18 protein-coding genes are annotated in these 22,518 nt (G+C 72.6%); 8 read left to right on the forward strand and 10 right to left on the reverse strand.

What is annotated here, in order from left to right; genetic code table 11:
* The first annotated feature begins 55 nt into the window (after positions 1–55).
* Positions 56–916, forward strand: coding sequence for a chaplin (locus AB0947_RS14810; protein WP_366750733.1), 861 nt, complete (start codon positions 56–58; stop codon positions 914–916).
* Positions 917–992: 76 nt separating this feature from the next.
* Here the strand turns inward: AB0947_RS14810 and AB0947_RS14815 are convergent, their stop codons facing one another.
* Complete coding sequence (locus AB0947_RS14815) at positions 993–1,181, reverse strand: DUF5703 family protein (RefSeq protein WP_014671721.1); 189 nt, start codon at positions 1,179–1,181, stop codon at positions 993–995.
* A 47-nt stretch (positions 1,182–1,228) separates the two neighbouring features.
* Here AB0947_RS14815 and AB0947_RS14820 point away from each other — a divergent pair, with 47 nt between their 5' ends.
* Positions 1,229–1,930: a hypothetical protein gene (locus AB0947_RS14820; protein WP_366750734.1), complete on the forward strand. Its 702-nt coding sequence runs from the start codon at positions 1,229–1,231 to the stop codon at positions 1,928–1,930.
* A gap of 125 nt (positions 1,931–2,055) precedes the next feature.
* On the opposite strand, the gene AB0947_RS14825 is transcribed toward AB0947_RS14820, so the two are convergent.
* Both AB0947_RS14825 and AB0947_RS14830 read right to left on the reverse strand, forming a co-directional pair.
* Entirely contained in the window at positions 2,056–4,401 is a 2,346-nt protein-coding gene (locus AB0947_RS14825; RefSeq protein WP_366750735.1) for a helix-hairpin-helix domain-containing protein, read from the reverse strand.
* A complete protein-coding gene (locus tag AB0947_RS14830) occupies positions 4,398–5,381 on the reverse strand; it encodes an aldo/keto reductase (RefSeq protein ID WP_366750736.1) in 984 nt (327 codons plus the stop codon). Before AB0947_RS14830 ends, AB0947_RS14825 begins: the two co-directional genes overlap by 4 nt.
* Positions 5,382–5,636: 255 nt before the next feature.
* Here AB0947_RS14830 and AB0947_RS14835 point away from each other — a divergent pair, with 255 nt between their 5' ends.
* Positions 5,637–6,692, forward strand: coding sequence for an LLM class F420-dependent oxidoreductase (locus AB0947_RS14835; protein WP_366750737.1), 1,056 nt, complete (start codon positions 5,637–5,639; stop codon positions 6,690–6,692).
* A gap of 190 nt (positions 6,693–6,882) precedes the next feature.
* Here AB0947_RS14835 and corA read toward each other — a convergent pair whose 3' ends face one another.
* Positions 6,883–7,878 (reverse strand): magnesium/cobalt transporter CorA, encoded by a 996-nt coding sequence (corA, locus tag AB0947_RS14840; protein WP_366750738.1) that lies wholly within the window; start codon positions 7,876–7,878, stop codon positions 6,883–6,885.
* A 62-nt stretch (positions 7,879–7,940) separates the two neighbouring features.
* Here corA and AB0947_RS14845 point away from each other — a divergent pair, with 62 nt between their 5' ends.
* The 4 genes from AB0947_RS14845 to mshC all read left to right on the forward strand — a co-directional run bounded on the left by AB0947_RS14845 (position 7,941) and on the right by mshC (position 11,428).
* Entirely contained in the window at positions 7,941–8,627 is a 687-nt protein-coding gene (locus tag AB0947_RS14845; RefSeq protein WP_366750739.1) for a histidine phosphatase family protein, read from the forward strand.
* 99 nt (positions 8,628–8,726) lie between these two features.
* On the forward strand, positions 8,727–9,317 hold the full coding sequence (locus AB0947_RS14850; protein WP_366750740.1) for a DUF3090 domain-containing protein: 591 nt from the start codon (positions 8,727–8,729) through the stop codon (positions 9,315–9,317).
* Complete coding sequence (locus AB0947_RS14855; protein WP_366750741.1) at positions 9,281–10,105, forward strand: SCO1664 family protein; 825 nt, start codon at positions 9,281–9,283, stop codon at positions 10,103–10,105. The genes AB0947_RS14850 and AB0947_RS14855 overlap by 37 nt, the downstream gene beginning before the upstream one ends.
* A gap of 93 nt (positions 10,106–10,198) precedes the next feature.
* Positions 10,199–11,428, forward strand: a complete 1,230-nt coding sequence (gene mshC, locus AB0947_RS14860) for a cysteine--1-D-myo-inosityl 2-amino-2-deoxy-alpha-D-glucopyranoside ligase (protein ID WP_366750742.1) — start codon at positions 10,199–10,201, stop codon at positions 11,426–11,428.
* A gap of 60 nt (positions 11,429–11,488) precedes the next feature.
* Here mshC and AB0947_RS14865 read toward each other — a convergent pair whose 3' ends face one another.
* From AB0947_RS14865 to AB0947_RS14890, 6 genes are all read right to left on the reverse strand, one after another.
* The gene (locus tag AB0947_RS14865) at positions 11,489–12,409 is read right to left on the reverse strand and encodes a PAC2 family protein (RefSeq protein ID WP_366750743.1); all 921 of its coding nucleotides are present in this window, start codon (positions 12,407–12,409) and stop codon (positions 11,489–11,491) included.
* 164 nt (positions 12,410–12,573) lie between these two features.
* Positions 12,574–13,245, reverse strand: coding sequence for a FadR/GntR family transcriptional regulator (locus AB0947_RS14870; RefSeq protein ID WP_366750744.1), 672 nt, complete (start codon positions 13,243–13,245; stop codon positions 12,574–12,576).
* Positions 13,246–13,403: 158 nt separating this feature from the next.
* Entirely contained in the window at positions 13,404–15,020 is a 1,617-nt protein-coding gene (locus AB0947_RS14875) for a glycerol-3-phosphate dehydrogenase/oxidase (RefSeq protein ID WP_366750745.1), read from the reverse strand.
* Positions 15,021–15,068: 48 nt separating this feature from the next.
* Positions 15,069–16,607, reverse strand: coding sequence for a glycerol kinase GlpK (gene glpK / locus AB0947_RS14880; protein ID WP_366750746.1), 1,539 nt, complete (start codon positions 16,605–16,607; stop codon positions 15,069–15,071).
* A gap of 91 nt (positions 16,608–16,698) precedes the next feature.
* Positions 16,699–17,493 (reverse strand): MIP/aquaporin family protein, encoded by a 795-nt coding sequence (locus tag AB0947_RS14885; protein ID WP_366750747.1) that lies wholly within the window; start codon positions 17,491–17,493, stop codon positions 16,699–16,701.
* A gap of 360 nt (positions 17,494–17,853) precedes the next feature.
* A complete protein-coding gene (locus AB0947_RS14890) occupies positions 17,854–18,618 on the reverse strand; it encodes an IclR family transcriptional regulator (protein ID WP_366750748.1) in 765 nt (254 codons plus the stop codon).
* Positions 18,619–18,901: 283 nt separating this feature from the next.
* On the opposite strand from AB0947_RS14890, the gene metH reads away from it, so the two are divergent.
* The gene (gene metH / locus AB0947_RS14895; RefSeq protein ID WP_366750749.1) at positions 18,902–22,417 is read left to right on the forward strand and encodes a methionine synthase; all 3,516 of its coding nucleotides are present in this window, start codon (positions 18,902–18,904) and stop codon (positions 22,415–22,417) included.
* Positions 22,418–22,518: the final 101 nt, after the last annotated feature.

A 22,518-nucleotide genomic window follows, 5' to 3' on the forward strand; every position in this document is an offset into this window, starting at 1 on the left:
CGGGGCCGACCGGTCTTTGCGGATCGAAGACAGGGAAGGCAGGGGGGAATCCAGCATGCGACAGGGCACACGCAAGAGCCTGATGACCATGGCCGCCGCGACCGGTGTCATCGCCGCCGCCGGCGGCTACGCACACGCCGACTCGGGCGCGGCCGGCTCCGCCGGGGGCTCACCCGGCGTACTGTCCGGCAACACGGTGCAGGCGCCCGTGCACGCGCCGGTGAACATCTGCGGCAACACCGTGAACGTCGTCGGGCTCCTGAACCCGTCGGTGGGCAACAGGTGTGCCGAGCACGGCGGCGGCCCGGGGGGTCACCACGGCGGCTCCGGCGGCTCGCACGCGGGCGGCCACACCGGCGGCTCCCCGGGCGTCGGCTCCGGCAACACCGTGCAGGTGCCGGTCGACGTCCCGGTCAACGTGTGCGGCAACAGCGTCGACGTCATCGGGGCGGGGAACGCCGCGGTGGGGAACGACTGCGCCGACGACGGCGGGTACGGCAATCCGCCCGGGAAGCCGGGGCACCCCGGACACCCGGGCCACCCGGGCCACCCGGGGGAGCCCGGGCATCCGGGGAAGCCCGGTGAGCCGGGTCATCCAGGGAAGCCTGGTGGGCCGGGAGAGCCGGGGCACCCCGGGCAGCCCGGCAATCCGGGGCAGCCGGGTCACCCCGGTAAGCCCGGCAATCCGGGGCAGCCGGGTCACCCCGGCACCGGCACCCAGACCGGCACGGGCGGCTCGGGGACGCACGGTACGTCCCAGGTCAGGACCCAGGTGGGCCGCGACGGCCGGCCTCTGGGCGCCGCCCAGCTCGCCCACACGGGCAGTGACGTGCCGCTCGGCATCGCCCTGCCGGCCGGCGCGGGCGCGCTGCTCGCGGGCGCGGTGCTCTACCGCAAGGCGCGCGCCAGGGCGTGACCCGCGACGGAGCGGGCCCTGCCGTGCCGGCGGGGCCCGCTCCGTTCATCTGTCCACCCTCATCCTGTGATCACGCTCACCATGTCGCGCGCACCTGGCGGATGATCCGCCGGCGCAACCGCACTCTGCGGCTGCCGTCGCGCAACAGGCTCAGTCGGTCCAACTCCCAGTGTCCGTACTCGGCATGGTCCGTCAGCAGACGTGTGGCCTCCTTGCGGGAGACCCCGCGAGGCACATACACGTCGACAAATTCGTATTCCGGCATCGCATCTATTGTGCGGGCTGGTGCCCGGTACGGATAGCGTCTGCACTATGTCTGATGCTGCGCAGCCCACCGCTGCCGAGGTACGCGCCGCCGCCGAGGCCGTCAAGACCGCGCTCGACCGTCATCTCGCCGCGGTCGAACGCAGGTCGGGGGAGGACGACCCGGCCGTGTCCGAGGCGTTCAACCAGCTGGCCGCTGCCGCCGAGGCGTACGACGAACTGCTCTACGACCGCTTCGACGAGGTCACCCCCTTCGAGATCCCCAGCGCGGACGAAGCGCTGCCGCCGTACGCGGGCCCGGAGGAGCCGAACGCGATCAGTGTGCTGATCCGCCGCGACTACACCGTGGCGGAACCCCAGCGGCTGCTGGCGCAGGCCCAGCGGGTGGAGGCGGCGGAGTACGACGCCGTGGACGAAGACGATGCCGCCGGGACGGTCCCGGGGGCGCTGGGCGTCCTCTTCGGCGAGTTCGAACCGGACGAGATCGCCTCCCGGCACAAGGAGTTCGGCCTGGAGGAGGGCGACTCCACGCTCTGGGTCACCGCTGCCGAGGAGCCGCCCGAGGCCGGGGAGTGGCTGGAGGCGCCGTTCGAACACATCGATCCGCAGCAGGTGGTGTGCCGCTTCGACGTGAGCGCGGTGTTCGACGACGAGGTCTCCGACGACGAGGACGACATCGACTTCGTCGACGAGGACGAGGAAGAAGAGGACGGGGACGGGGAGCTGGAGCCGGTCAACGCCGAGAAGTGACAGGACGGACGTGACCGGGGCGGCGGTGCCGCCGGCCTGGGGCCGGTACGGCACCGCCGGACTCCGCCGCCGTGACGAGGGCCCGCGCACGGCGGGCCTGCCGGGAAAGGCGCGCGGACGAAGGCTCAGGCCGCCGGGACCTGCGTGCGCAGCAGCGTCTGCAGGCGGGTCGTGCGCGGCTTGGGCGGGACCTCCGCCACCGCCTTCGGCAGGGCCTGCTCCACGCCGTGCACGACGGACAGGTGCCGTTCCGCCCGGCCGAACGCCGTGTACACCCACGGGCGGCTGAGGGCCTGCGCGGCGTCCCCGGGCAGGACGACCACCACCGCCGGCCAGCGGGTGCCCACCGCCTGGTGCGCGGTCAGCGCCCAGCCGTGCCGGACACTGCCCTCCACCCGCTCGCGCGGTACGACGACGGGGGCGCCGGCGCACGACAGGTGCAGTCCGTCGGCGTCGGCACTCACCACCACACCCGGCACGGTGCGCCCCGGCGCGGGGGAGTAGGCGATCCGGTCACCGGGGTCGAAGCCGCCGAACCGGCCGGGGCCGGGGTTGAGGCGCTCCTTCAGGGCGGAGTTGAGGGCGCGGGTGCCCGCGGCGCCGCCGTGGCCCGGGGTGATCACCACGGTCTGGTCGGCCGGGACGCCGATCGCCCGCGGCACCGAGTCCGCGACCAGCTGCACCGTCCGGTGCACGGCCTCGCCCGCGTCCCGCACCGGCACGATGACGATCTCCTTGCCCGGTGCGGCGACCTGGTTCAGCTCACCGACGCCGATGCCGGAGACCAGCTCGCCGAGCGGACCGGGGTCGGGGACGCGGGACGCGATCTGCGGGCAGGCACGGGCCGCGAGCAGATCGGCGAAGACACGGCCCGGACCGGCCGACCACAGCACCCCGGGGTCGCCGCAGAGCAGCAGCCGGGCCCCGTCGGGCAGCGACTCCACCAGCATCGCGGCGCTCTCCACGTCCAGCTGGGGCGCGTCCGGCACGATCAGCAGATCGAGTTCCAGGGCGCCGTCCGCGTCGCGGCCCGGACCCTCGGCACCGGACAGCAGCCCCGCGACCGTGCCCGCGCCGTGCTCCGCCGCCTCCCCGCCCAGCCGCTCGGCCAGACGCCGGCGCCCGTCCGGGGTGTGGCAGGCGGCGAAGGCCCGCAGGCCCGCCGCACGGGCGGCACCGAGCAGCGCGGCCGGTTCGGCGCGGGCCGCCTCCCCGCCGGTGTGCAGCACCAGGCCGTGCCCGGCGACCGCGCGGGCCAGCTCGGCCGCACCGCCGGACAGCCCGGCCGCGGTGGCCTCCCAGGCCTGCCCCGGCTCCTTCGCCAGGGAGTTGACCAGCCGGGCCAGGCCGTCCGCGAGGCTCTCCTCGGCCAGCGCGTACCGCTCCAGGCCGACGAGGACCCGGACCGGCCGCTCCCGCTCCTCGTCGGCGTCCTCGTCGCCTGCCTGGGGCGCGGCGGCGCCGGGCTCCTCCAGGGCGTCCTGGAACGCCAGTGCCTCGCCCTCGGCGAGCGCGCCCTGCACCGCCGCGTCCGGGTCGGGCACGCCCTGCTTGCCGAGCGCCGCGATGAGCGTGGGCAGCTCCAGCGCGGTGTGCCCGGCCACGGCCGCCTGCTCCAGCAGCCAGACGGTCAGGGCGCGGCCGCGCCGCTCGTCGTCCGGGCCGCAGGCCGCGCCGAGCAGCGCCCGGGCGAAGCCGTCGGCCTGGTCCGGGCGTACGCCGCCGACCCGGAGCAGCTGCCAGGGGTCCTCCCTCAGCGCGGTGCCGGCGCCCTCGCCGAGGGCCGCGGCGGCCTGGGGGGCCAGGGTGTCGGGCGCGCCGCCCTCGGCCAGCACACGGCGCACGGCGTCGACGGTCTCCGGGGCGGGGCCGCCGGGCGCGACCGGGGCGGGGGCCGGCTGGGGCCTGCGCACCGGTTCCGGGGCGGTGCGGCGCGGTGCCGGTGCGGGCTCCTCGAACACCGTGGCCGCCGGCTTCTCGCCGCTCTCCACGGCCCGGATGGCCGCGAGCAGGTCGGCCGCCTTGCCGCTGAGCTTGGCGCCGCTGTCGATCGGGCCCTGCTTCTCGGCCTTGCGCCGCTCGATCCGCTCCCGCTCGACCCGCTGCGCGGCCAGCTCGGCCTCCGCCTCGGACACCCCGGCAGCGGCGGCACCACCCTCAACAGCCCCGGAGCCACCGCCGGCCTCCGCCCCGGCCGAGCCCTCGCCGGCGTCCACGCCGTCCGAGCCGTCCGTGGCCTCGGCGCCCTCCGAGCCGCCCGCTGCCTCGGTACCGTCCGAGCCGCCCGCGCCGCCGGCGGCATCCTGCGGGCCCGATTCGCCAACCGCGTCCGTCCCGTCCGGGGCGCCGGCGGCACCCGTGTCGGTCGTGCCCCCGGCCGTGACGGCCCCGTCGGTGCCGTGCTCCGTGGTCCCCGGTGTGTCCGGCGTCCCCGGCCCGGCTTCCTCCGTGGTCTCCGGCTCCGTGCTCACAGCGTGCTCCAGTCGTGATCGGGATAGCGGTGCACGGGCGCCGACACATCGTCCAGCGCCCGGCAGATCTCGTCAGGAAGACTAAGGGCCTCCACTGACAACGCCGCCGTGAGCTGCTGTGCGTTGCGCGCGCCGACGATCGGCGCGGCCACCCCGGGCCGGTCCCGCACCCAGGCGAGGGCCACCTGGAGCGGGGTGACCGCGAGCCCGTCGGCCGCCGTCGTCACCGCGTCCACGATGCGGGTCGCCGCGTCGTCCAGGTACGGCTCCACGAACGGCGCCAGGTGCTCGGAGGCGCCGCGCGAGTCCGGGGGAGTGGCGTGCCGGTACTTGCCGGTCAGCACGCCCCGGCCGAGCGGCGAGGAGGGCAGCAGGCCCACCCCGAGGTCGAGCGCGGCGGGCAGCACCTCCCGCTCCACGCCCCGCTGGAGCAGCGAGTACTCCATCTGCGTGCTGGCCAGCCGGGTCCGGACGCCCGGCGCGGCGAGCTGCCAGGTGGCCGCCTTGGCCAGTTGCCAGCCGCAGAAATTGGACACTCCCGCGTACCGGGCCCGGCCGCTGCCGACCGCGAGGTCGAGGGCGTGGAGCGTCTCCTCCAGCGGGGTGTCGGGGTCGTAGGCGTGGACGTGCCACAGGTCGACGTAGTCGGTGCCGAGGCGGGCCAGGGACGCGTCGAGCGCGGCGAGCAGATGGCCGCGGGAGCCGTCGAAGCGGCGGTCGGGGTCGGGCACGCTGCCCGCCTTGGTGGAGATGACCAGGTCACGGCGCGGCACCAGACCGTCGATGAGCTGCCCCAGCAGATACTCCGCCTCCCCGTCGCCGTACACGTCCGCGGTGTCGACCAGGGTGCCGCCGGCCTCCCAGAACGCCTTCAGCATGTCCGCGGCGTCGTGCTCGTCGGTGTCCCGGCCCCAGGTGAGGGTGCCGAGCCCGATCCGGGACACGCGCAGGCCGGTCCGGCCGAGATGCCTCTGCTCCATGACCGCGAGATTACTGGCCAGAACCGGTGCGGTGGGTTGCCTGTGGACAACCCGTTCGGAGTGCTCCGAGGGGCCGGGGAACCCGCACTGCCGCCCCCGCCGGCCGGCGGCGCACGCACCGCCGGGGGACCCCGCCGAGCCACCGCCGGCGAACGACCGGGGAATCGCCGGAGCCGGGCACTCTGCCCCAGGCGCCCGCCCCCGCGCTAAGGTCTGCCGCACAGGGACGTTACTCATGGGTAAGGGGATTCGGCCATGCAGCTCGGGATCAACCTCGGCTACTGGGGTGCCGGAATGGACGGCGACAACCTGGCCGTGGCGCAGGAGGCCGACCGGCTGGGCTACGCGGTGTGCTGGGCCGCCGAGGCCTACGGCTCCGACGCCGCGACCGTGCTCAGCTGGGTCGCCGCCCAGACCGAGCGCATCGACGTCGGCTCGGCCATCTTCCAGATCCCGGCCCGGCAGCCCGCGATGACCGCGATGACCGCGGCCACGCTGGACTCGCTCTCCGGCGGCCGGTTCCGGCTCGGCCTCGGCGTCTCCGGCCCGCAGGTCTCCGAGGGCTGGTACGGCGTCAAGTTCGACAAGCCGCTCGCCCGCACCCGGGAGTACGTGGAGATCGTCCGCAGGGCGATGAGCCGGGAGCGGCTGACGTACGAGGGCGAGCACTGGACGCTGCCGCTGCCGGGCGGACCGGGCAAGCCGATCAAGCTGACCGTGCACCCGCAGCGCGAGCACATCCCGCTCTACATCGCCGCGATCGGCCCGAAGAACCTGGAGCAGACCGGTGAGATCGCCGACGGCGCGCTGCTGATCTTCCCCTCCGCCGAGCACCTGGAGGAGACCACGATCACCCACCTGCGGGCCGGACGCGAGAAGGCGGGCCTGACGCTCGACGGCTTCGACGTGTGCCCGACCCTGCCGCTCGCGGTCGGCGACGACAAGGACGTGGCCCGGCTCGCGGACACCTTCAGGCCGTACACCGCGCTGTACGTCGGCGGCATGGGCAGCGCCAGGCAGAACTTCTACAACAAGCTCGCGCAGCGCATGGGGTACGAGAAGGAGGCCGCCGAGATCCAGCAGAAGTACCTGTCCGGGGACAAGCAGGGCGCCGCGGCGGCGATCCCGCACGACCTCATCGACAAGACCACGCTGCTGGGCTCGGTCGACCGCATCGCCGACCGGATGAAGGCCTACGCCGCCGCCGGGGTCACCACCCTCAGCCTGGCCCCGGCCGGCTTCACGCTGGAGGAGAGGATCGCCTCCCTGCGGGCCGGCCGCGAGGCCCTGGAGCGCGCCGGGCTCGCGTAAGGGATGTCAGCGGCCGTGGTGGGGGCTCGGGGGTCTTCCCCGCCACGGCCGTCACCGGGAACAACGCGCCCGGCCCCGCCCGGTTACGACCACGCCCCGTACTTCCCAGCCCCCCACCACGTCTCCGGCGGTACGCGCCGTCAGCCGCGCCTGGCCGCCTCCTCGCCGCGCCTGTTCGCCCGGGCGGCGCTCACAGCCAGCCGCGCCGCTTGAACTGCCGGTACAGCAGCACCTCCAGCACCGCCATCACCAGGATCACCGCCGGGTACGACCACAGCCAGTGCAGCTCGGGCATGTGGTCGAAGTTCATGCCGTAGATGCCCGCGATCATCGTGGGCACCGCCGCCATCGCCGCCCACGCGGAGATCTTCCGCATGTCGTCGTTCTGCCGCACGCTCATCTGCGCCAGATGGGCGGAGAGGATGTCCGACACCAGCCGGTCCAGGGCCTCCACGGACTCGTTCACGCGCATGAGGTGGTCGCCGACGTCCCGGAAGAACGGCCGCGCCTTGTCGTGCACGAAGGGCACCGTGCCGCCCATCGGCCCGTTGCCGGCCAGCCGGGCCAGCGGCAGCGTCAGCGGCCCCGTGGCCCGGCGGAACTCCAGGACCTGCCGCTTGAAGGTGTAGATCCGCGACGCGGTGCTGCGGGAACCGCCGGTCTCCGGCTGGAACACCTCCGCCTCCAGCTCGTCCAGGTCGGTCTGCAGCTCCGTCGCCACCTCCAGGTAGTGGTCGACGGTGGCGTCCGCGATGGCGTACAGCACGGCGGTGGGGCCCTTGTCGAGCATCTCCGGCTCCTCCTCCAGCCGGTGCCGCACCGCCGCCAGCGGAGAGCACTCGCCGTGCCGGACGGTCACCACGAAGCAGTCGCCGATGAACACCATCACCTCGCCGGCGGAGACCGCGTCGCTCTCGGGCTCGTACACGACCGGCTTCAGCACCATGAACAGGGAGTCGTCGTACACCTCCAGCTTGGGCCGCTGATGTGCCTTGAGGGCGTCCTCCACGGCCAGCGGATGCAGCCCGAACTCCTGGGTGACCAGGTCGAACTCCCGCTCGGACGGCTCGTGCAGCCCGATCCACACGAAACCGCCGGCCGCCCGGGCCTCGGCGAGCGCGTCGGACAGGTCCTCCGGTCCCTCGGTCCGGTGCCCGTGCCGATAGATGGCGCAGTCAACGATCACGCCGCGCATTCTCCCTTCGCCCAGCCGCCGGCGCACACCTCCATGCGCCTACCCTGGTCCGCATGCCCACGCTGATCCTCGTCAGGCACGGACGTTCCACAGCCAACACCTCGGGTGTGCTCGCCGGGCGGGCGCCCGGCGTCGCCCTGGACGAGCGCGGCGCCGCTCAGGCCGCCGCGCTGCCCGCACGGCTCGCCGGCCTGCCGCTCACCGAGGTCGTCACCAGCCCGCTCCAACGCTGCCAGGAGACCGTACAGCCGCTGCTTGAGGCCCGCCCCGGCGTGCCCGTCCACACCGAGGAGCGGATCACGGAGTGCGACTACGGCGACTGGTCGGGCCGCAAGCTCGCGGAGCTGAAGGACGAGCCGCTGATGGAGGTCGTCCAGGCCCACCCGTCCGCCGCCGCCTTTCCCGGCGGGGAGTCCATGCGGGCCATGCAGACCCGGGCCGCCGAGGCCGTACGCGAGTGGAACGCGCGCGTGGAGCGCGAGCACGGCGCCGACGCCGTCTACCTGATGTGCTCCCACGGCGACATCATCAAGTCGCTCGTCGCCGACGCCCTCGGCCTTCACCTGGACCTCTTCCAGCGCATCTCCGTGGAGCCCTGCTCCGTCACCGCCATCCGCTACACCCGCCTGCGGCCCTTCCTCGTCCGCCTCGGCGACACCGGGGACTTCGCTTCGCTCGCCCCGCGCGAGGAACCCGGTGAGGGCGACGCACCGGTCGGGGGTGGTGCGGGCGCACCGTGATCGTCGGCCGCAGTAGGGTGAAGCGATCCACCCCGCCGCGTGTCCCCACGGCCCGCACCGCCGAACCGCCCGAAACCACGACATCAATGGAGACAGGACGTGTCCCGTCAGGTGTTCCTCTACGACCAGCCGGACCGCTTCGTGGCCGGCACGGTCGGACTGCCCGGGCGCCGTACCTTCTTCCTCCAGGCCACCGCAGGCCCCCGGGTGACCAGCGTGGTCCTGGAGAAGACCCAGGTCGCCGCGCTCGCCGAGCGCATGGACGAACTGCTCGACGAGGTCGTACGCCGTAGTGGCGGCAGCGCCGCGGTCCCCGCCGTGGCCCCCTCCGAGATCGCCGACACGGCGCCGCTGGAGACCCCCATCGAGGAGGAGTTCCGCGTCGGCACCATGGCCCTGGCCTGGGACGGCGAGGACCAGCGCATGATCGTCGAGGCGCAGGCCCTGGTGGAGCTGGAGGCCGACACCGAGGAGGACCTGGCCGAGGCCGAGGAGCGGTTGCTCCAGGACGAGGAGAACGGACCCCCGATGCTGCGGGTCCGGCTGACCGGCGCGCAGGCCCGGGCCTTCGCCAAGCGCGCCCTCGACATCGTCAACGCCGGGCGGCCACCGTGCCCGCTGTGCAGCCTCCCGCTCGATCCGGAAGGACACGTATGTCCGCGCCAGAACGGATACCGCCGCGGAGCGTGACGGCCGATCCGAACCCCGCCGAACTGCTCGCGCGGGGTGAGCTGACCGTACGCGGCCGGATCCGCGAGGCGTCCAACGCGGCGCTGTTCTGCACGGTCGCCCTGGACGGCCGGGAAGCCTCCTGCGTGTACAAGCCGGTGGCCGGGGAGCGCCCCCTGTGGGATTTCCCCGACGGCACCCTCGCGGGCCGCGAGGTGGCCGCCTACGAGGTCTCCGAGGCCACCGGCTGGGGGCTCGTACCGCCGACCGTGCTGCGTGACGGGCCGTACGGCGAGGGCATGTGCCAGCTGTGGATCGACGTCCAGCCCGAGGCGGAGCTGCTCGCCCTGGTCGACGGCGAGGAGCCGGAGCCGGGCTGGAAGGCGATCGGGTTCGCCGAGGTCGGCGAGGGGCGCACCGCCCTGCTGGTGCACGCCGACGACGAGCGGCTGCGCCGGCTCGCCGTCCTGGACGCGGTGATCAACAACGCCGACCGCAAGGGCGGCCATCTGCTGCCCACCGCCGGGGGCGGCCTCTACGGCATCGACCACGGCGTCACCTTCAACGTCGAGAACAAACTGCGCACCCTGCTGTGGGGATGGGCCGGGGAGCCCCTCACCCCGGAGGCCGTCGACGTCCTCAAGGGGCTGCGGGACGGCCTGGGGGGCGAGCTGGGCCGCCGGCTGGCCGCGCTGATCACGGCGGCCGAGATCGACGCCACGCGCGCGCGTGTCGACGCGCTGCTCACCGCGGGCGTGCATCCGGAGCCGAGCGGGGAGTGGCCCGCCATCCCCTGGCCGCCCGTGTGAGCACATCCGGCGCCGAGGCACAAGACCGCAGAACCGGCCATCCAGCCGGATCCCGTTCGTATCCGCAGCTCGGCGCCGGTTAGGCTCATGTACATGCATGCCTGGCCCGCTTCCGAGGTCCCCGCCCTGCCTGGTCAGGGCCGCGACCTGAGGATCCACGACACCGCGACCGGCGGCCTGGTCACCCTCGACCCCGGTCCCGTCGCCCGCATCTACGTCTGCGGCATCACGCCGTACGACGCGACCCACATGGGTCACGCGGCGACCTACAACGCGTTCGACCTGGTTCAGCGCGTGTGGCTCGACACCAAGCGGCAGGTCCACTACGTCCAGAACGTCACCGACGTCGACGATCCGCTGCTGGAGCGGGCGGACCGGGACGGCGTCGACTGGGTCGCCCTCGCCGAGAAGGAGACCGCCCTCTTCCGCGAGGACATGACCGCCCTGCGGATGCTCCCGCCGCGGCACTACATAGGCGCCGTCGAGGCGATACCCGGCATCGTCCCGCTCGTGGAGCGGCTGCGCGACCTCGGCGCCGCCTACGAGCTGGAGGGTGACGTCTACTTCTCCGTCGAGTCCGACCCGAACTTCGGCAAGGTGTCGAACCTGGACGCCGCCGCCATGCGGCTGCTGTCCGCCGAGCGCGGTGGCGACCCGGACCGCCCGGGCAAGAAGAACCCGGTCGACCCGCTGCTGTGGATGGCGGCCCGGCCCGGCGAGCCCAGCTGGGACGGCGGCTCCCTCGGCCCGGGCCGGCCCGGCTGGCACATCGAGTGCGTGGCCATCGCCCTCGACCACCTCGGGATGGGCTTCGACGTCCAGGGCGGCGGCTCCGACCTCGCCTTCCCGCACCACGAGATGGGCGCCTCGCACGCCCAGGTGCTCACCGGCGAGTTCCCGATGGCCACGGCGTACGTGCACGCCGGCATGGTCGCCCTGGACGGCGAGAAGATGTCGAAGTCCCGGGGCAACCTGGTCTTCGTCTCGGCGCTCCGCCGTGACGGTGTCGACCCCGCCGCGATCCGCCTCGCGCTGCTCTCCCACCACTACCGCGCCGACTGGGAGTGGACCGACCAGGTCCTCCAGGACGCCGTCGCCCGCCTCGGCCGCTGGCGCGCGGCCGTCTCCCGCCCCGACGGCCCCTCCGCCGACGCGCTGGTGGAAGAGGTCCGCGAGGCCCTGGCGAACGACCTGGACGCCCCCAGCGCCCTCGCCGCCGTCGACCGCTGGGCGGCCCGCCAGGAGCAGGAGGGCGGCACCGACACCGGCGCCCCCGGCCTGGTGACGCGCACGGTGGACGCGCTGCTCGGGGTGGCCCTCTAAGCACCGTCGGGCACGGCGAAGGGGCGGTTCCCGCGCGGGAACCGCCCCTTCGCCGTGCCCTCAGTCGTCCGGGTTGTCCTCGTCCTCGTCCTTGGGCACGCCCCCGGCCGCCGGGGGCCTCGGCTTGCCGCCCGGAGGGCCCACGTCCCGGCGGCGCAGGTACCGCTCGAACTCGCGGGCGATCGCCTCACCGGACGCCTCCGGCAACTCCGCGGTGTCCCGGGCCTCCTCCAGCGTCTGCACGTACTCGGCGACCTCGCTGTCCTCGGCGGCGAGCTGGTCCACGCCCACCTGCCAGGCCCGCGCGTCCTCGGGCAGCTCGCCCTGCGGGATGCGCAGGTCGAGCAGGTCCTCCAGGCGGTTGAGCAGCGCCAGCGTCGCCTTGGGGTTGGGCGGCTGGGAGACGTAGTGCGGTACGGCCGCCCACAGCGACACCGCCGGGACGCCCGCGTGCGTGCACGCCTCCTGAAGGACGCCGACGATGCCCGTCGGCCCCTCGTACTTGGTCTCCTCCAGGTCCATCCGGCGGGCCAGGTCAGGGTCGGACGTGACCCCGCTGACCGGCACCGGACGCGTGTGCGGGGTGTCCCCGAGCAGGGCGCCCAGGATGACCACCAGCTCCACGCCCAGCTCGTGCGCGAAGCCCAGCAGCTCGTTGCAGAACGAACGCCAGCGCATGGACGGTTCGATGCCCCGGACCAACACCAGGTCGCGCGGCTTGTCACCGCCGACGCGGACCACCGACAACCTCGTCGTCGGCCACGTGATCTTGCGCACACCGCCGTCCATGAACACCGTGGGGCGGTTCACCTGGAAGTCGTAGTAGTCCTCGGCGTCCAGCGCCGCGAACACCTCGCCCTTCCATTCGCGTTCCAGATGCGCGACCGCCGTGGAGGCGGCGTCGCCGGCATCGTTCCAGCCCTCGAACGCGGCCACCATGACTGGGTCGATCAGCTCGGGAACCCCCTCCAGCTCGATCACCCAGTGCCTCCTTCCGACGTGCCCTCGCTTGACTCACCAACCTTACGGCGTCCGGCGGGGGCGCCCGCAGCCCCCTTGCGTGGGGGAGTGAACGGATCACTGCCCCGTTCACCACCGCGGAACACGCGCGCGCAGCCAACTCCCGGAGCCGGCCGCCCGCAGGCTCACAGCGTGGACCGCAGCCACTGCTCCACGCTCGCGATGTGCACGGTCGCCCAGGAGCGCGCCGCCTCCGCGTCCCGGTCGCGCAGCGCGCCCAGGATCGCCCGGTGCTCGCGCAGGGTGCGGCCGACGGCGTCCTCCTGGGTGAGCCCCCGCCAGATCCGGGCCCGCGTGGTGGGCCCCGACAGCCCGTCCAGCAGCGAGCACAGCACCGAGTTCCCGGCGCTCTGCACGATGCCGCGGTGGAACTCCAGGTCGGCCGCGACCAGCTGCTCCACCGACGGCTCCGCGCCCAGCGCGTCCAACTGGGCCTCCAGCGCGTCCAGTCGCCCGGCGTCGATCCGGGGGGCCGCCAGCGCGGTCGCGGCCGGCTCCAGGATGCGGCGCACCGCCAGGAACTCCAGCACCGTGTCGTCGCGGTGGAAGTCCACGACGAAGCTCATCGCCTCCAGCAGCAGCTGGGGGTCGAGACTGGTGACGTAGGTGCCGTCGCCCTGCCGTACGTCGAGGATCCGGATCAGCGACAGCGCGCGCACGGCCTCCCGCAGGGAGTTGCGGGACAGGCCCAGCCCGGCGGCGAGCTCGCTCTCCTTCGGCAGCCGGTCGCCCGGGCGCAGCGCACCGGAGACGATCATGCCCTTGATCTTCTCGATCGCCTCGTCGGTGACTGCCACGGCCGGCCTCCTGTCGCCCCAGACATCGGATGTCAGCACATTATGCGGCGGTGCCGCCGGGGCGCGGAGCGCGTTCCGAGGCGCGGGGAGGCGGAAGGGGCGGCCCCGTCGGCAGGGGGCCGCCCCTCGCGGCGCGCCGGATCGTGCGCGTCCGCCTGCTACTTCCCGTCCAGCAGGTCCTGGACCTTGGCGCGGACCTCGTCCGTGGCCAGGCCCCGGATGGTCAGCGTGGTGCGGCGGCGCAGCACGTCGTCCGGCGTCTCGGCCCACTCGTGGTCACGGGCCCAGACGACCTGTGCCCAGATCTCCGGGGCGTCGGGGTGGACGCGCTCGGCCAGCTCCGGGCTCTCGTTCGCCAGGCGGGCGATGTCGAAGGCCAGGGAGCCGTAGTGGGTGGCCAGGTGCCGGGCGGTGTCGGCGGCCATGCGCGGACCCGGGGCCGGGCCGTCGACCAGCAGCCGGTGGGCGACCGCGCGCGGGTTGGCGACACCGGGCAGCGGCAGCTTCTTCGGCAGCGAGGAGATCGGCTCGAAGTCGTCGCCGAGCGGGTGACCCGGCAGCGCCTCCAGCTTCTTCATGATCGTCCGGCCGATGTGGCGGAACGTCGTCCACTTGCCGCCCGCGACGGACAGCATGCCGCCCTTGCCCTCGGTCACCACGGTCTCGCGCTTGGCCTTGGCGGTGTCGCCGGGGCCGCCCGGCAGCACCCGCAGACCGGCGAACGCGTAGGTGATGAGGTCGCGCTGGAGCTGCTGGTCCCGGACGGAGAACGCGGCCTCGTCCAGGATCTGGGCTATGTCCTTGTCGTTGACCGCGACGTCCGCGGGGTCGCCCTCGTACTCCTCGTCGGTGGTGCCGAGCAGCAGCATGTCCTCCCAGGGGAGGGCGAAGGTGATGCGGTACTTGTCGATGGGGGTCGCGAGCGCGGCCTTCCACGGAGACGTCCGCTTCAGGACCAGGTGCGCGCCCTTGGACAGACGGATGGACGGCGCCGCGCCCGGGTCCTCCATCCGGCGCAGGTGGTCGACCCAGGGGCCGGTCGCGTTCAGCACCAGGCGGGCGTTGACGCCGAACTCCTCGCCGGACAGCCGGTCCCTGAGGTCGGCGCCGGTGACCCGGCCCCTGGTGAAGCGCAGCCCGGTGACCTCGGCGTGGTTGAGGACGACCGCGCCCGCCTCGACGGCCGCGCGGACCGTCATCAGCGCCATGCGGGCGTCGTTCATCTGGTCGTCGCCGTAGACGGCCACGGCCTTGAGGTTCTCGGTGCGCAGCTCGGGCACGTCCTGCGCCGCCTTGGCGGGGGAGAGCAGGTGGCCGACGCCGTCGCCGAACGCGGAGAGCGCGGAGTAGGCGAAGACGCCCGCGCCGAGCTTCGCCGCGCCGTGCGGGCCGCCCTTGTACACGGGGAGGTAGAAGGTGAGCGGGTTCGCCAGGTGGGGGGCCACCTGGCGGGAGACCGCACGGCGCTCGAAGTGGTTCTCCGCCACCAGCTTCACCGCGCCGGTCTGCAGGTAGCGCAGACCGCCGTGGAGCAGCTTGGAGGAGGCGGAGGAGGTGGCGCCGGCGAAGTCGCCGGCGTCGACCAGCGCCACCCTGAGCCCGGACTGAGCGGCGTGCCAGGCGGTGGAGATGCCCAGGATGCCGCCGCCGATCACAAGAAGGTCGTACGACGCCTTGGCGAGCTGCTCCCTGGTCTCGGCCCGGCTCGGGTTGGAGCCGGAGGCCGGGTGCGTCCCCAGGGCGGGCACGGTCTGCAGGGTGGACTGACTGGTCATGTCGGGTACTTACTCCTCGTCAGAGATGGCTGAGCCGGGAAGGGCCGCTCAGCTCTCGTCTTCGAGCCAGCCCATGGTCCGGTCGACGGCCTTGAGCCAGTTCTTGTACTCACGGTCGCGGGTCTCCGCGTCCATGCGGGGGGTCCACTCGGCGGCCCGGCGCCAGTTGGCGCGCAGGTCGTCGGTGCTGTTCCAGAAGCCGACGGCGAGACCGGCGGCGTAGGCGGCGCCGAGGCAGGTGGTCTCGGCGACCATCGGGCGCACCACCGGTGCGTCGAGGACGTCGGCGAGGGTCTGCATCAGCAGGTTGTTGGCGGTCATGCCGCCGTCGACCTTCAGGGTCACCAGCTCGTCGCCGGAGTCCTTGACCATGGCGTCGGCGATCTCCCGGGTCTGCCAGGCGGTGGCCTCCAGGACGGCCCGCGCGAGGTGCGCCTTGGTCACGTACCGGGTCAGGCCGGCGATCACACCGCGGGCGTCGGAGCGCCAGTGCGGGGCGAACAGGCCGGAGAAGGCCGGCACGAAGTAGGCGCCGCCGTTGTCCTCGACCGAGAGCGCGAGCGTCTCGATCTCGGCCGCGGTGGAGATCAGGCCCATCTGGTCGCGCATCCACTGCACCAGCGAGCCGGTGACGGCGATCGAGCCCTCCAGGGCATAGACCGTCGGCTCGTCGCCGATCTTGTAGCCGACGGTGGTCAGCAGACCGGCGTAGGAGTTGATGATCTTGCTGCCGGTGTTCATCACCATGAAGGTGCCGGTGCCGTAGGTCGACTTGGTCTCGCCCTCGGAGAAGCAGGTCTGGCCGAACAGGGCCGCCTGCTGGTCGCCGAGCGCGGAGGCGACCGGGATGCCGCCGAGCAGTTCGCCAAGCTGGCCGCCCGTGATCTCGCCGTAGACCTCGGCGGAGGAGCGGATCTCGGGCAGGATCTGCATCGGCACGCCGATGGACTCGCAGATCCTCTCGTCCCACTGCATCGTGTGCAGGTTCATCAGGAGGGTGCGGGAGGCGTTGGTGACGTCGGTGACGTGCTTGCCGCCGTTGACACCGCCGGTCAGGTTCCAGATGACCCAGCTGTCCATGGTCCCGAAGAGGATGTCGCCGGCCTCGGCGCGCTCCTGCAGGCCGTCGACGTGGTCGAGCAGCCAGCGGGCCTTGGGCCCGGCGAAGTAGGAGGCCAGCGGCAGGCCCGTCTCGCGGCGGAAGCGGTCCTGGCCGACGTTGCGGGCCAGCTCCCTGCAGAGCGCGTCGGTGCGGGTGTCCTGCCAGACGATGGCGTTGTGGACGGGCTCGCCGGTGTTCTTGTCCCACAGCACGGTGGTCTCGCGCTGGTTGGTGATGCCGATGGCCTTGATGTCGTCCCGGGTGATGCCGGCCTTGGCGACGGCGCCGGCGACGACTTCCTGGACGTTGGTCCAGATCTCGTTGGCGTTGTGCTCGACCCAGCCCGGCTTGGGGAAGATCTGCTCGTGCTCCTTCTGGTCGACGGAGACGATGCGGCCGTCCCGGTCGAAGACGATGCAGCGCGAGGAGGTCGTGCCCTGGTCGATCGCCGCGATGAAGGGGCCTGCGGTGTGGGCGTCGGTCACTGTGTGCTCCTGGAAGGTCCGTGGTGAGAGGGCTGTACGTACGGCGCGTGCGCGAAGCCTCGGTGCTTGGTCGGGCTTCTCACGAGGCTTCTCAGGCGAAGGCGACGTTGTAGATGCCTGCACCGATGGCGCCGCCGATCAGCGGGCCGACCACCGGGATCCAGGCGTAGCTCCAGTCGGAACCGCCCTTGTTGGGCAGCGGCAGCAGCGCGTGCACGATGCGCGGGCCCAGGTCGCGGGCCGGGTTGATCGCGTAGCCCGTCGGGCCGCCGAGCGACAGACCGATCGACACCACCACGAGCGCGGTGATCAGACCGCCGAGGACGCCGAGGCCGTTGCCCTTGTCGTTCAGGCCCTGGGTGAGGACCGCGAGGATCAGCACCACGGTGCCGATGATCTCCGTGGCGAGGTTCTGCACCACGTTCCGGATCTCCGGACCGGTGGAGAAGATGCCGAGGACGGGGCCGGCGCCCTGCTCCTCGGCCTCGACCGCCTTGGCCGCCGTGGCCTGCGCGCCCGGACCGCCGACGATCTCCTTGTCGGTCAGGTGGGCGTAGAACTGCCCGTAGTAGGCCACCCACACCAGAGCCGCGCCGATCATCGCGCCGAGCAGCTGGCCGGCGAAGTAGGTCGGAACGTTGCTCCAGTCGCCGTCCTTGATGGCGAGGGCGACGGTGACGGCCGGGTTGAGGTGGGCGCCGGACAGCGGTCCGGAGATGTACACGGCCGTCATGACGGCGAAGCCCCACCCGAAGGCGATGGCGAGCCAGCCGGCGTTACGGGCCTTGGAGGCCTTCAGCGTCACGGCGGCGCAGACACCGCCGCCGAGCAGGATGAGTATGGCGGTACCGATGGTCTCGCCGATGAAGATGTCGGAGCTGGACACCCGCGACTCCTTTGTCCTTCGTCCAGGGGTAAGCCGAACCCCGGTCCCAGCGGGGGTTCTGGCGCCCTCGGGGATGAGAGCGATGCCGGCCCTTGGCGTTGTCACACTCTAGCGCGTATTGCCGGAAGGTGTTCGACAATGCCGACCGATGGACGGGAGTCTCGCTTCGGCGTTACACGTGAGTCAAGGGTTCTGTTATCGAAAACAGGATCGTTATTGATCGCTGCGCCTTATCAACGTTCGTGCCCGGACATACGATCTAGCCGTTTTTGCCGATTTCAGGGTAGATCGACGACCGGAACGCCGCCTGGCGTCCCGGTCGTCCCGGTTCTTCCGTCCGTTACCCGCCCGCGCCCGCGGTCAGAACCGCCCGCCGCCCAGATCGCGGGAGACCGCGCGGGCGCAGTCGCGCACCGCGGCGATCAGCTCCGGGCGCAGCTCGCCCTCCCGGCACAGCCGCTCCACGGCGCCGGTGATGCCGACCGCGCCCACGGGCATCCGGCGCCGGTCGTGGATGGGCGCGGCGATCGACGCCACGCCCTCCCAGGTCTCCTCCACGTCGGCCGCGTACCCACGCGCGCGCGTGACGTCCAGGAGGTGCTCGAAGTCGCCGGCGTCGCACACCGTGCGGTCCGTGAAGGCCTTCCGCTCGGTGTCCAGCGCCTCGCTGTGCGCGACCGGGTCGTACGCGGAGAGCACCTTGCCGAGGGCCGTGGAGTGCAGCGGCTGCATGGCCCCGATCTCCAGCACCTGCCGGCTGTCGTCGGGCCGGAAGACGTGGTGCACGATCAGGACGCCCTGCTGGTGCAGGACGCCCAGGTGCACGCTCTCCCCGCTGGACCTGGCCAGGTCGTCGGTCCACACCAGCGCCCGCGCGCGCAGCTCGTGCACGTCGAGGTAGGTGGTGCCGAGCCGCAGCAGCTCCGCGCCCAGCTGGTAGCGCCCGGAGGCGTCGTCCTGCTCCACGAACCCCTCCTGCTGGAGGGTGCGCAGGATGCCGTGGGCGGTGCCCTTGGCGAGGCCCAGTGACGAGGCGATGTCCGAGAGGCCGAGCCGCCGCTCGCCGCCCGCGAGCAGCCGCAGCATCGCCGCCGCCCGTTCGAGCGACTGGATGTTCCGTGCCATCGCCGTCCTGCCTCCGTCCCCTTCGACCGTGCCGCGGTGCCCAGGCGAAAATCACCGTTCGGCAATGCCGAACACTACCGGTCCATGCCGACCTCCCGCTAACGGTCGGACGGCACCTGTTACATCAGACGTGATCCGTGCGTGGCACGCGGGCCACCGCGTCCGTCCCGTGGACGCCGGTGCCCATCCAAGCCGACTCCCGGTTACTCTGACGCCGTGCGGCAACCCGGCCGGTCCGGGCAGCCGCATAGCCGACAGCCGTCGCACCCCAGGGAGCCCTTACATGGCCTCGTCGCCAACGTCCCCTTCCGCCGACAGCCGGACCCGTGTGTCCGCGCTCCGCGAGGCGCTCGCCACCCGAGTGGTGGTCGCCGACGGAGCCATGGGCACGATGCTCCAGGCGCAGGACCCCACCCTCGAGGACTTCGAGAACCTCGAAGGCTGCAACGAGATCCTCAACCTCACCCGCCCCGACATCGTCCGCTCCGTCCACGAGGCGTACTTCGCCGTAGGCGTCGACTGCGTCGAGACCAACACCTTCGGGGCCAACCACGCGGCCATGGCGGAGTACGACATCGCCGACCGGGTCCACGAACTCTCCGAGGCCGGCGCCCGCATCGCCCGGGAGACCGCGGAGGAGTTCTCCGCCCGCGACGGCCGGCCCCGCTGGGTCCTCGGCTCCATCGGCCCCGGCACCAAGCTGCCCACCCTCGGCCACATCGGGTTCACCACCATCCGGGACGGCTTCCAGGCGAACGCCGAGGGCCTGCTCACCGGCGGCGCGGACGCCCTGATCGTCGAGACCACCCAGGACCTGCTCCAGACCAAGGCGTCCGTCCTGGGCGCCCGGCGCGCCATGGAGCGCCTCGGCACCGAGGTCCCCCTGCTCGTCTCGATGGCCTTCGAGACCACCGGCACCATGCTGCTCGGCTCCGAGATCGGCGCCGCGCTCACCGCGCTGGAGCCGCTCGGCATCGACATGATCGGCCTGAACTGCTCGACCGGCCCGGCCGAGATGAGCGAGCACCTGCGCTACCTCACCCGGCACTCCCGTATCCCGCTGCTGTGCATGCCCAACGCCGGCCTGCCCATCCTCACCAAGGACGGCGCCCACTTCCCCCTCGACGCCGAGGGCCTGGCGGACGCCCAGGAGAACTTCGTACGCGACTACGGCCTCTCCCTCATCGGAGGCTGCTGCGGCACCACCCCCGAGCACCTGCGCCAGGTCGTGGAGCGGGTGCGGGACCTGACCCCGCCCGAGCGCGAGCCGCGCCCCGAGCCGGGCGCCGCCTCCCTCTACCAGTCGGTGCCGTTCCGGCAGGACACCTCCTACCTGGCCATCGGCGAACGCACCAACGCCAACGGCTCCAAGAAGTTCCGCGAGGCCATGCTGGAGGGCCGCTGGGACGACTGCGTGGAGATGGCCCGGGAGCAGATCCGCGAGGGCGCCCACATGCTCGACCTGTGCGTCGACTACGTCGGCCGGGACGGCGTCGCCGACATGGAGGAACTGGCCGGCCGCTTCGCCACCGCCTCGACCCTGCCGATCGTCCTGGACTCCACCGAGGTCGACGTCATCAGGGCCGGCCTGGAGAGGCTCGGCGGCCGCGCGGTGATCAACTCCGTGAACTACGAGGACGGCGACGGCCCCGACTCCCGGTTCGCCAAGGTCACGCGGCTGGCGCGGGAGTACGGCGCCGCGCTGATCGCGCTCACCATCGACGAGGAGGGCCAGGCCCGCACCCCCGAGAAGAAGGTGGAGATCGCCGAACGGCTGATCGACGACCTGACCGGGAACTGGGGCATCCGCGAGGAGGACATCCTCATCGACACCCTGACCTTCACCATCTGCACCGGTCAGGAGGAGTCCCGCAAGGACGGCATCGCGACCATCGAGGCCATCCGCGAGCTGAAGCGGCGCCACCCGGCCGTGCAGACCACGCTGGGCCTGTCGAACATCTCCTTCGGCCTCAACCCGGCCGCCCGCATCCTGCTGAACTCCGTCTTCCTGGACGAGTGCGTCAAGGCCGGGCTGGACTCGGCGATCGTGCACGCCTCCAAGATCCTGCCGATCGCCCGGTTCAGCGAGGAAGAGGTCCGCACCGCCCTCGACCTGGTCTACGACCGCCGCGCCGAGGGCTACGACCCCCTCCAGAAGCTCATGCAGCTCTTCGAGGGCGCCACGGCGAAGTCCCTGAAGGCCGGCAAGGCCGAGGAACTGGCCGCGCTGCCCCTGGAGGAGCGGCTCAAGCGCCGCATCATCGACGGCGAGCGCAACGGCCTGGAAGCCGACCTCGACCAGGCGCTCCAGGACCGCCCGGCGCTCGACATCGTCAACGAGACCCTGCTGGACGGCATGAAGGTCGTCGGCGAGCTGTTCGGCTCCGGCCAGATGCAACTGCCCTTCGTCCTGCAGTCCGCCGAGGTCATGAAGGCCGCCGTCGCCTACCTCGAACCGCACATGGAGAAGTCGGACGCCGAGGGCAAGGGCACGATCGTCCTCGCGACCGTGCGCGGCGACGTGCACGACATCGGCAAGAACCTCGTCGACATCATCCTGTCCAACAACGGCTACAACGTCGTCAACCTGGGCATCAAGCAGCCGGTCTCCGCGATCCTGGAGGCGGCCGAGGAGCACCGGGCCGACGTCATCGGCATGTCCGGGCTCCTGGTGAAGTCCACGGTGATCATGAAGGAGAACCTGGAGGAGCTGAACCAGCGCGGCCTCGCCGCCCGCTTCCCGGTCATCCTCGGCGGCGCCGCCCTCACCCGGGCCTACGTCGAACAGGACCTGCACGAGATCTACGAGGGCGAGGTCCGCTACGCCCGCGACGCCTTCGAGGGCCTGCGCCTGATGGACGCCCTCATCGGCGTCAAGCGGGGCGTGCCCGGGGCGAAGCTGCCCGAGCTCAGGCAGCGCCGGGTGCGGGCCGCCGCCGCCGTGGAGATCGAGGAGCGCCCGCAGGAGGGCCACGTCCGCTCCGACGTCGCCACCGACAACCCGGTCCCCGAGCCGCCCTTCTGGGGCACCCGGGTCGTCAAGGGCATCCAGCTCAAGGAGTACGCGAGCTGGCTGGACGAGGGCGCGCTGTTCAAGGGCCAGTGGGGCCTGAAGCAGGCCCGCACCGGCGAGGGCCCGACGTACGAGGAACTGGTCGAGACCGAGGGCCGGCCCCGGCTGCGCGGCCTGCTCGACCGCCTCCAGACCGAGAACCTCCTGGAGGCGGCCGTCGTCCACGGCTACTTCCCGTGCGTGTCCGAGGACGACGACCTGATCATCCTGGACGAGCAGGGCAACGAGCGCACCCGCTTCACCTTCCCGCGCCAGCGGCGCGGCCGGCGCCTGTGCCTGGCCGACTTCTTCCGCCCGGAGGAGTCCGGCGAGACGGACGTCGTCGGCTTCCAGGTCGTCACCGTCGGCTCGCGCATCGGCGCGGAGACGGCGAAGCTCTTCGAGGCCAACGCCTACCGCGACTACCTGGAGCTGCACGGACTGTCCGTCCAGCTGGCCGAGGCCCTCGCCGAGTACTGGCACGCCCGCGTGCGCGCCGAACTCGGCTTCGGCGGCGAGGACCCGGCCGCCATCGAGGACATGTTCGACCTGAAGTACCGGGGCGCCCGCTTCTCCCTCGGCTACGGCGCCTGCCCCGACCTGGAGGACCGCGCCAAGATCGCCGAACTGCTCGGGCCGGAGCGGATCGGCGTCCACCTGTCGGAGGAGTTCCAGCTCCACCCCGAGCAGTCCACGGACGCGATCGTGATCCACCACCCGGAGGCGAAGTACTTCAACGCACGGTGAGGCGTGTCCCACCCAGCAGACTGATCGGACACGTCGTACACTGGTCGGTCCACCGCAGGCCGGTTCCCCGCACGGGAACCGGCCTGGTCGTCCCTCAAGGA

The organism is Streptomyces sp. NPDC047841 (assembly GCF_040704085.1).
Taxonomy (GTDB): Bacteria; Actinomycetota; Actinomycetes; order Streptomycetales; family Streptomycetaceae; genus Streptomyces; species Streptomyces argyrophylli.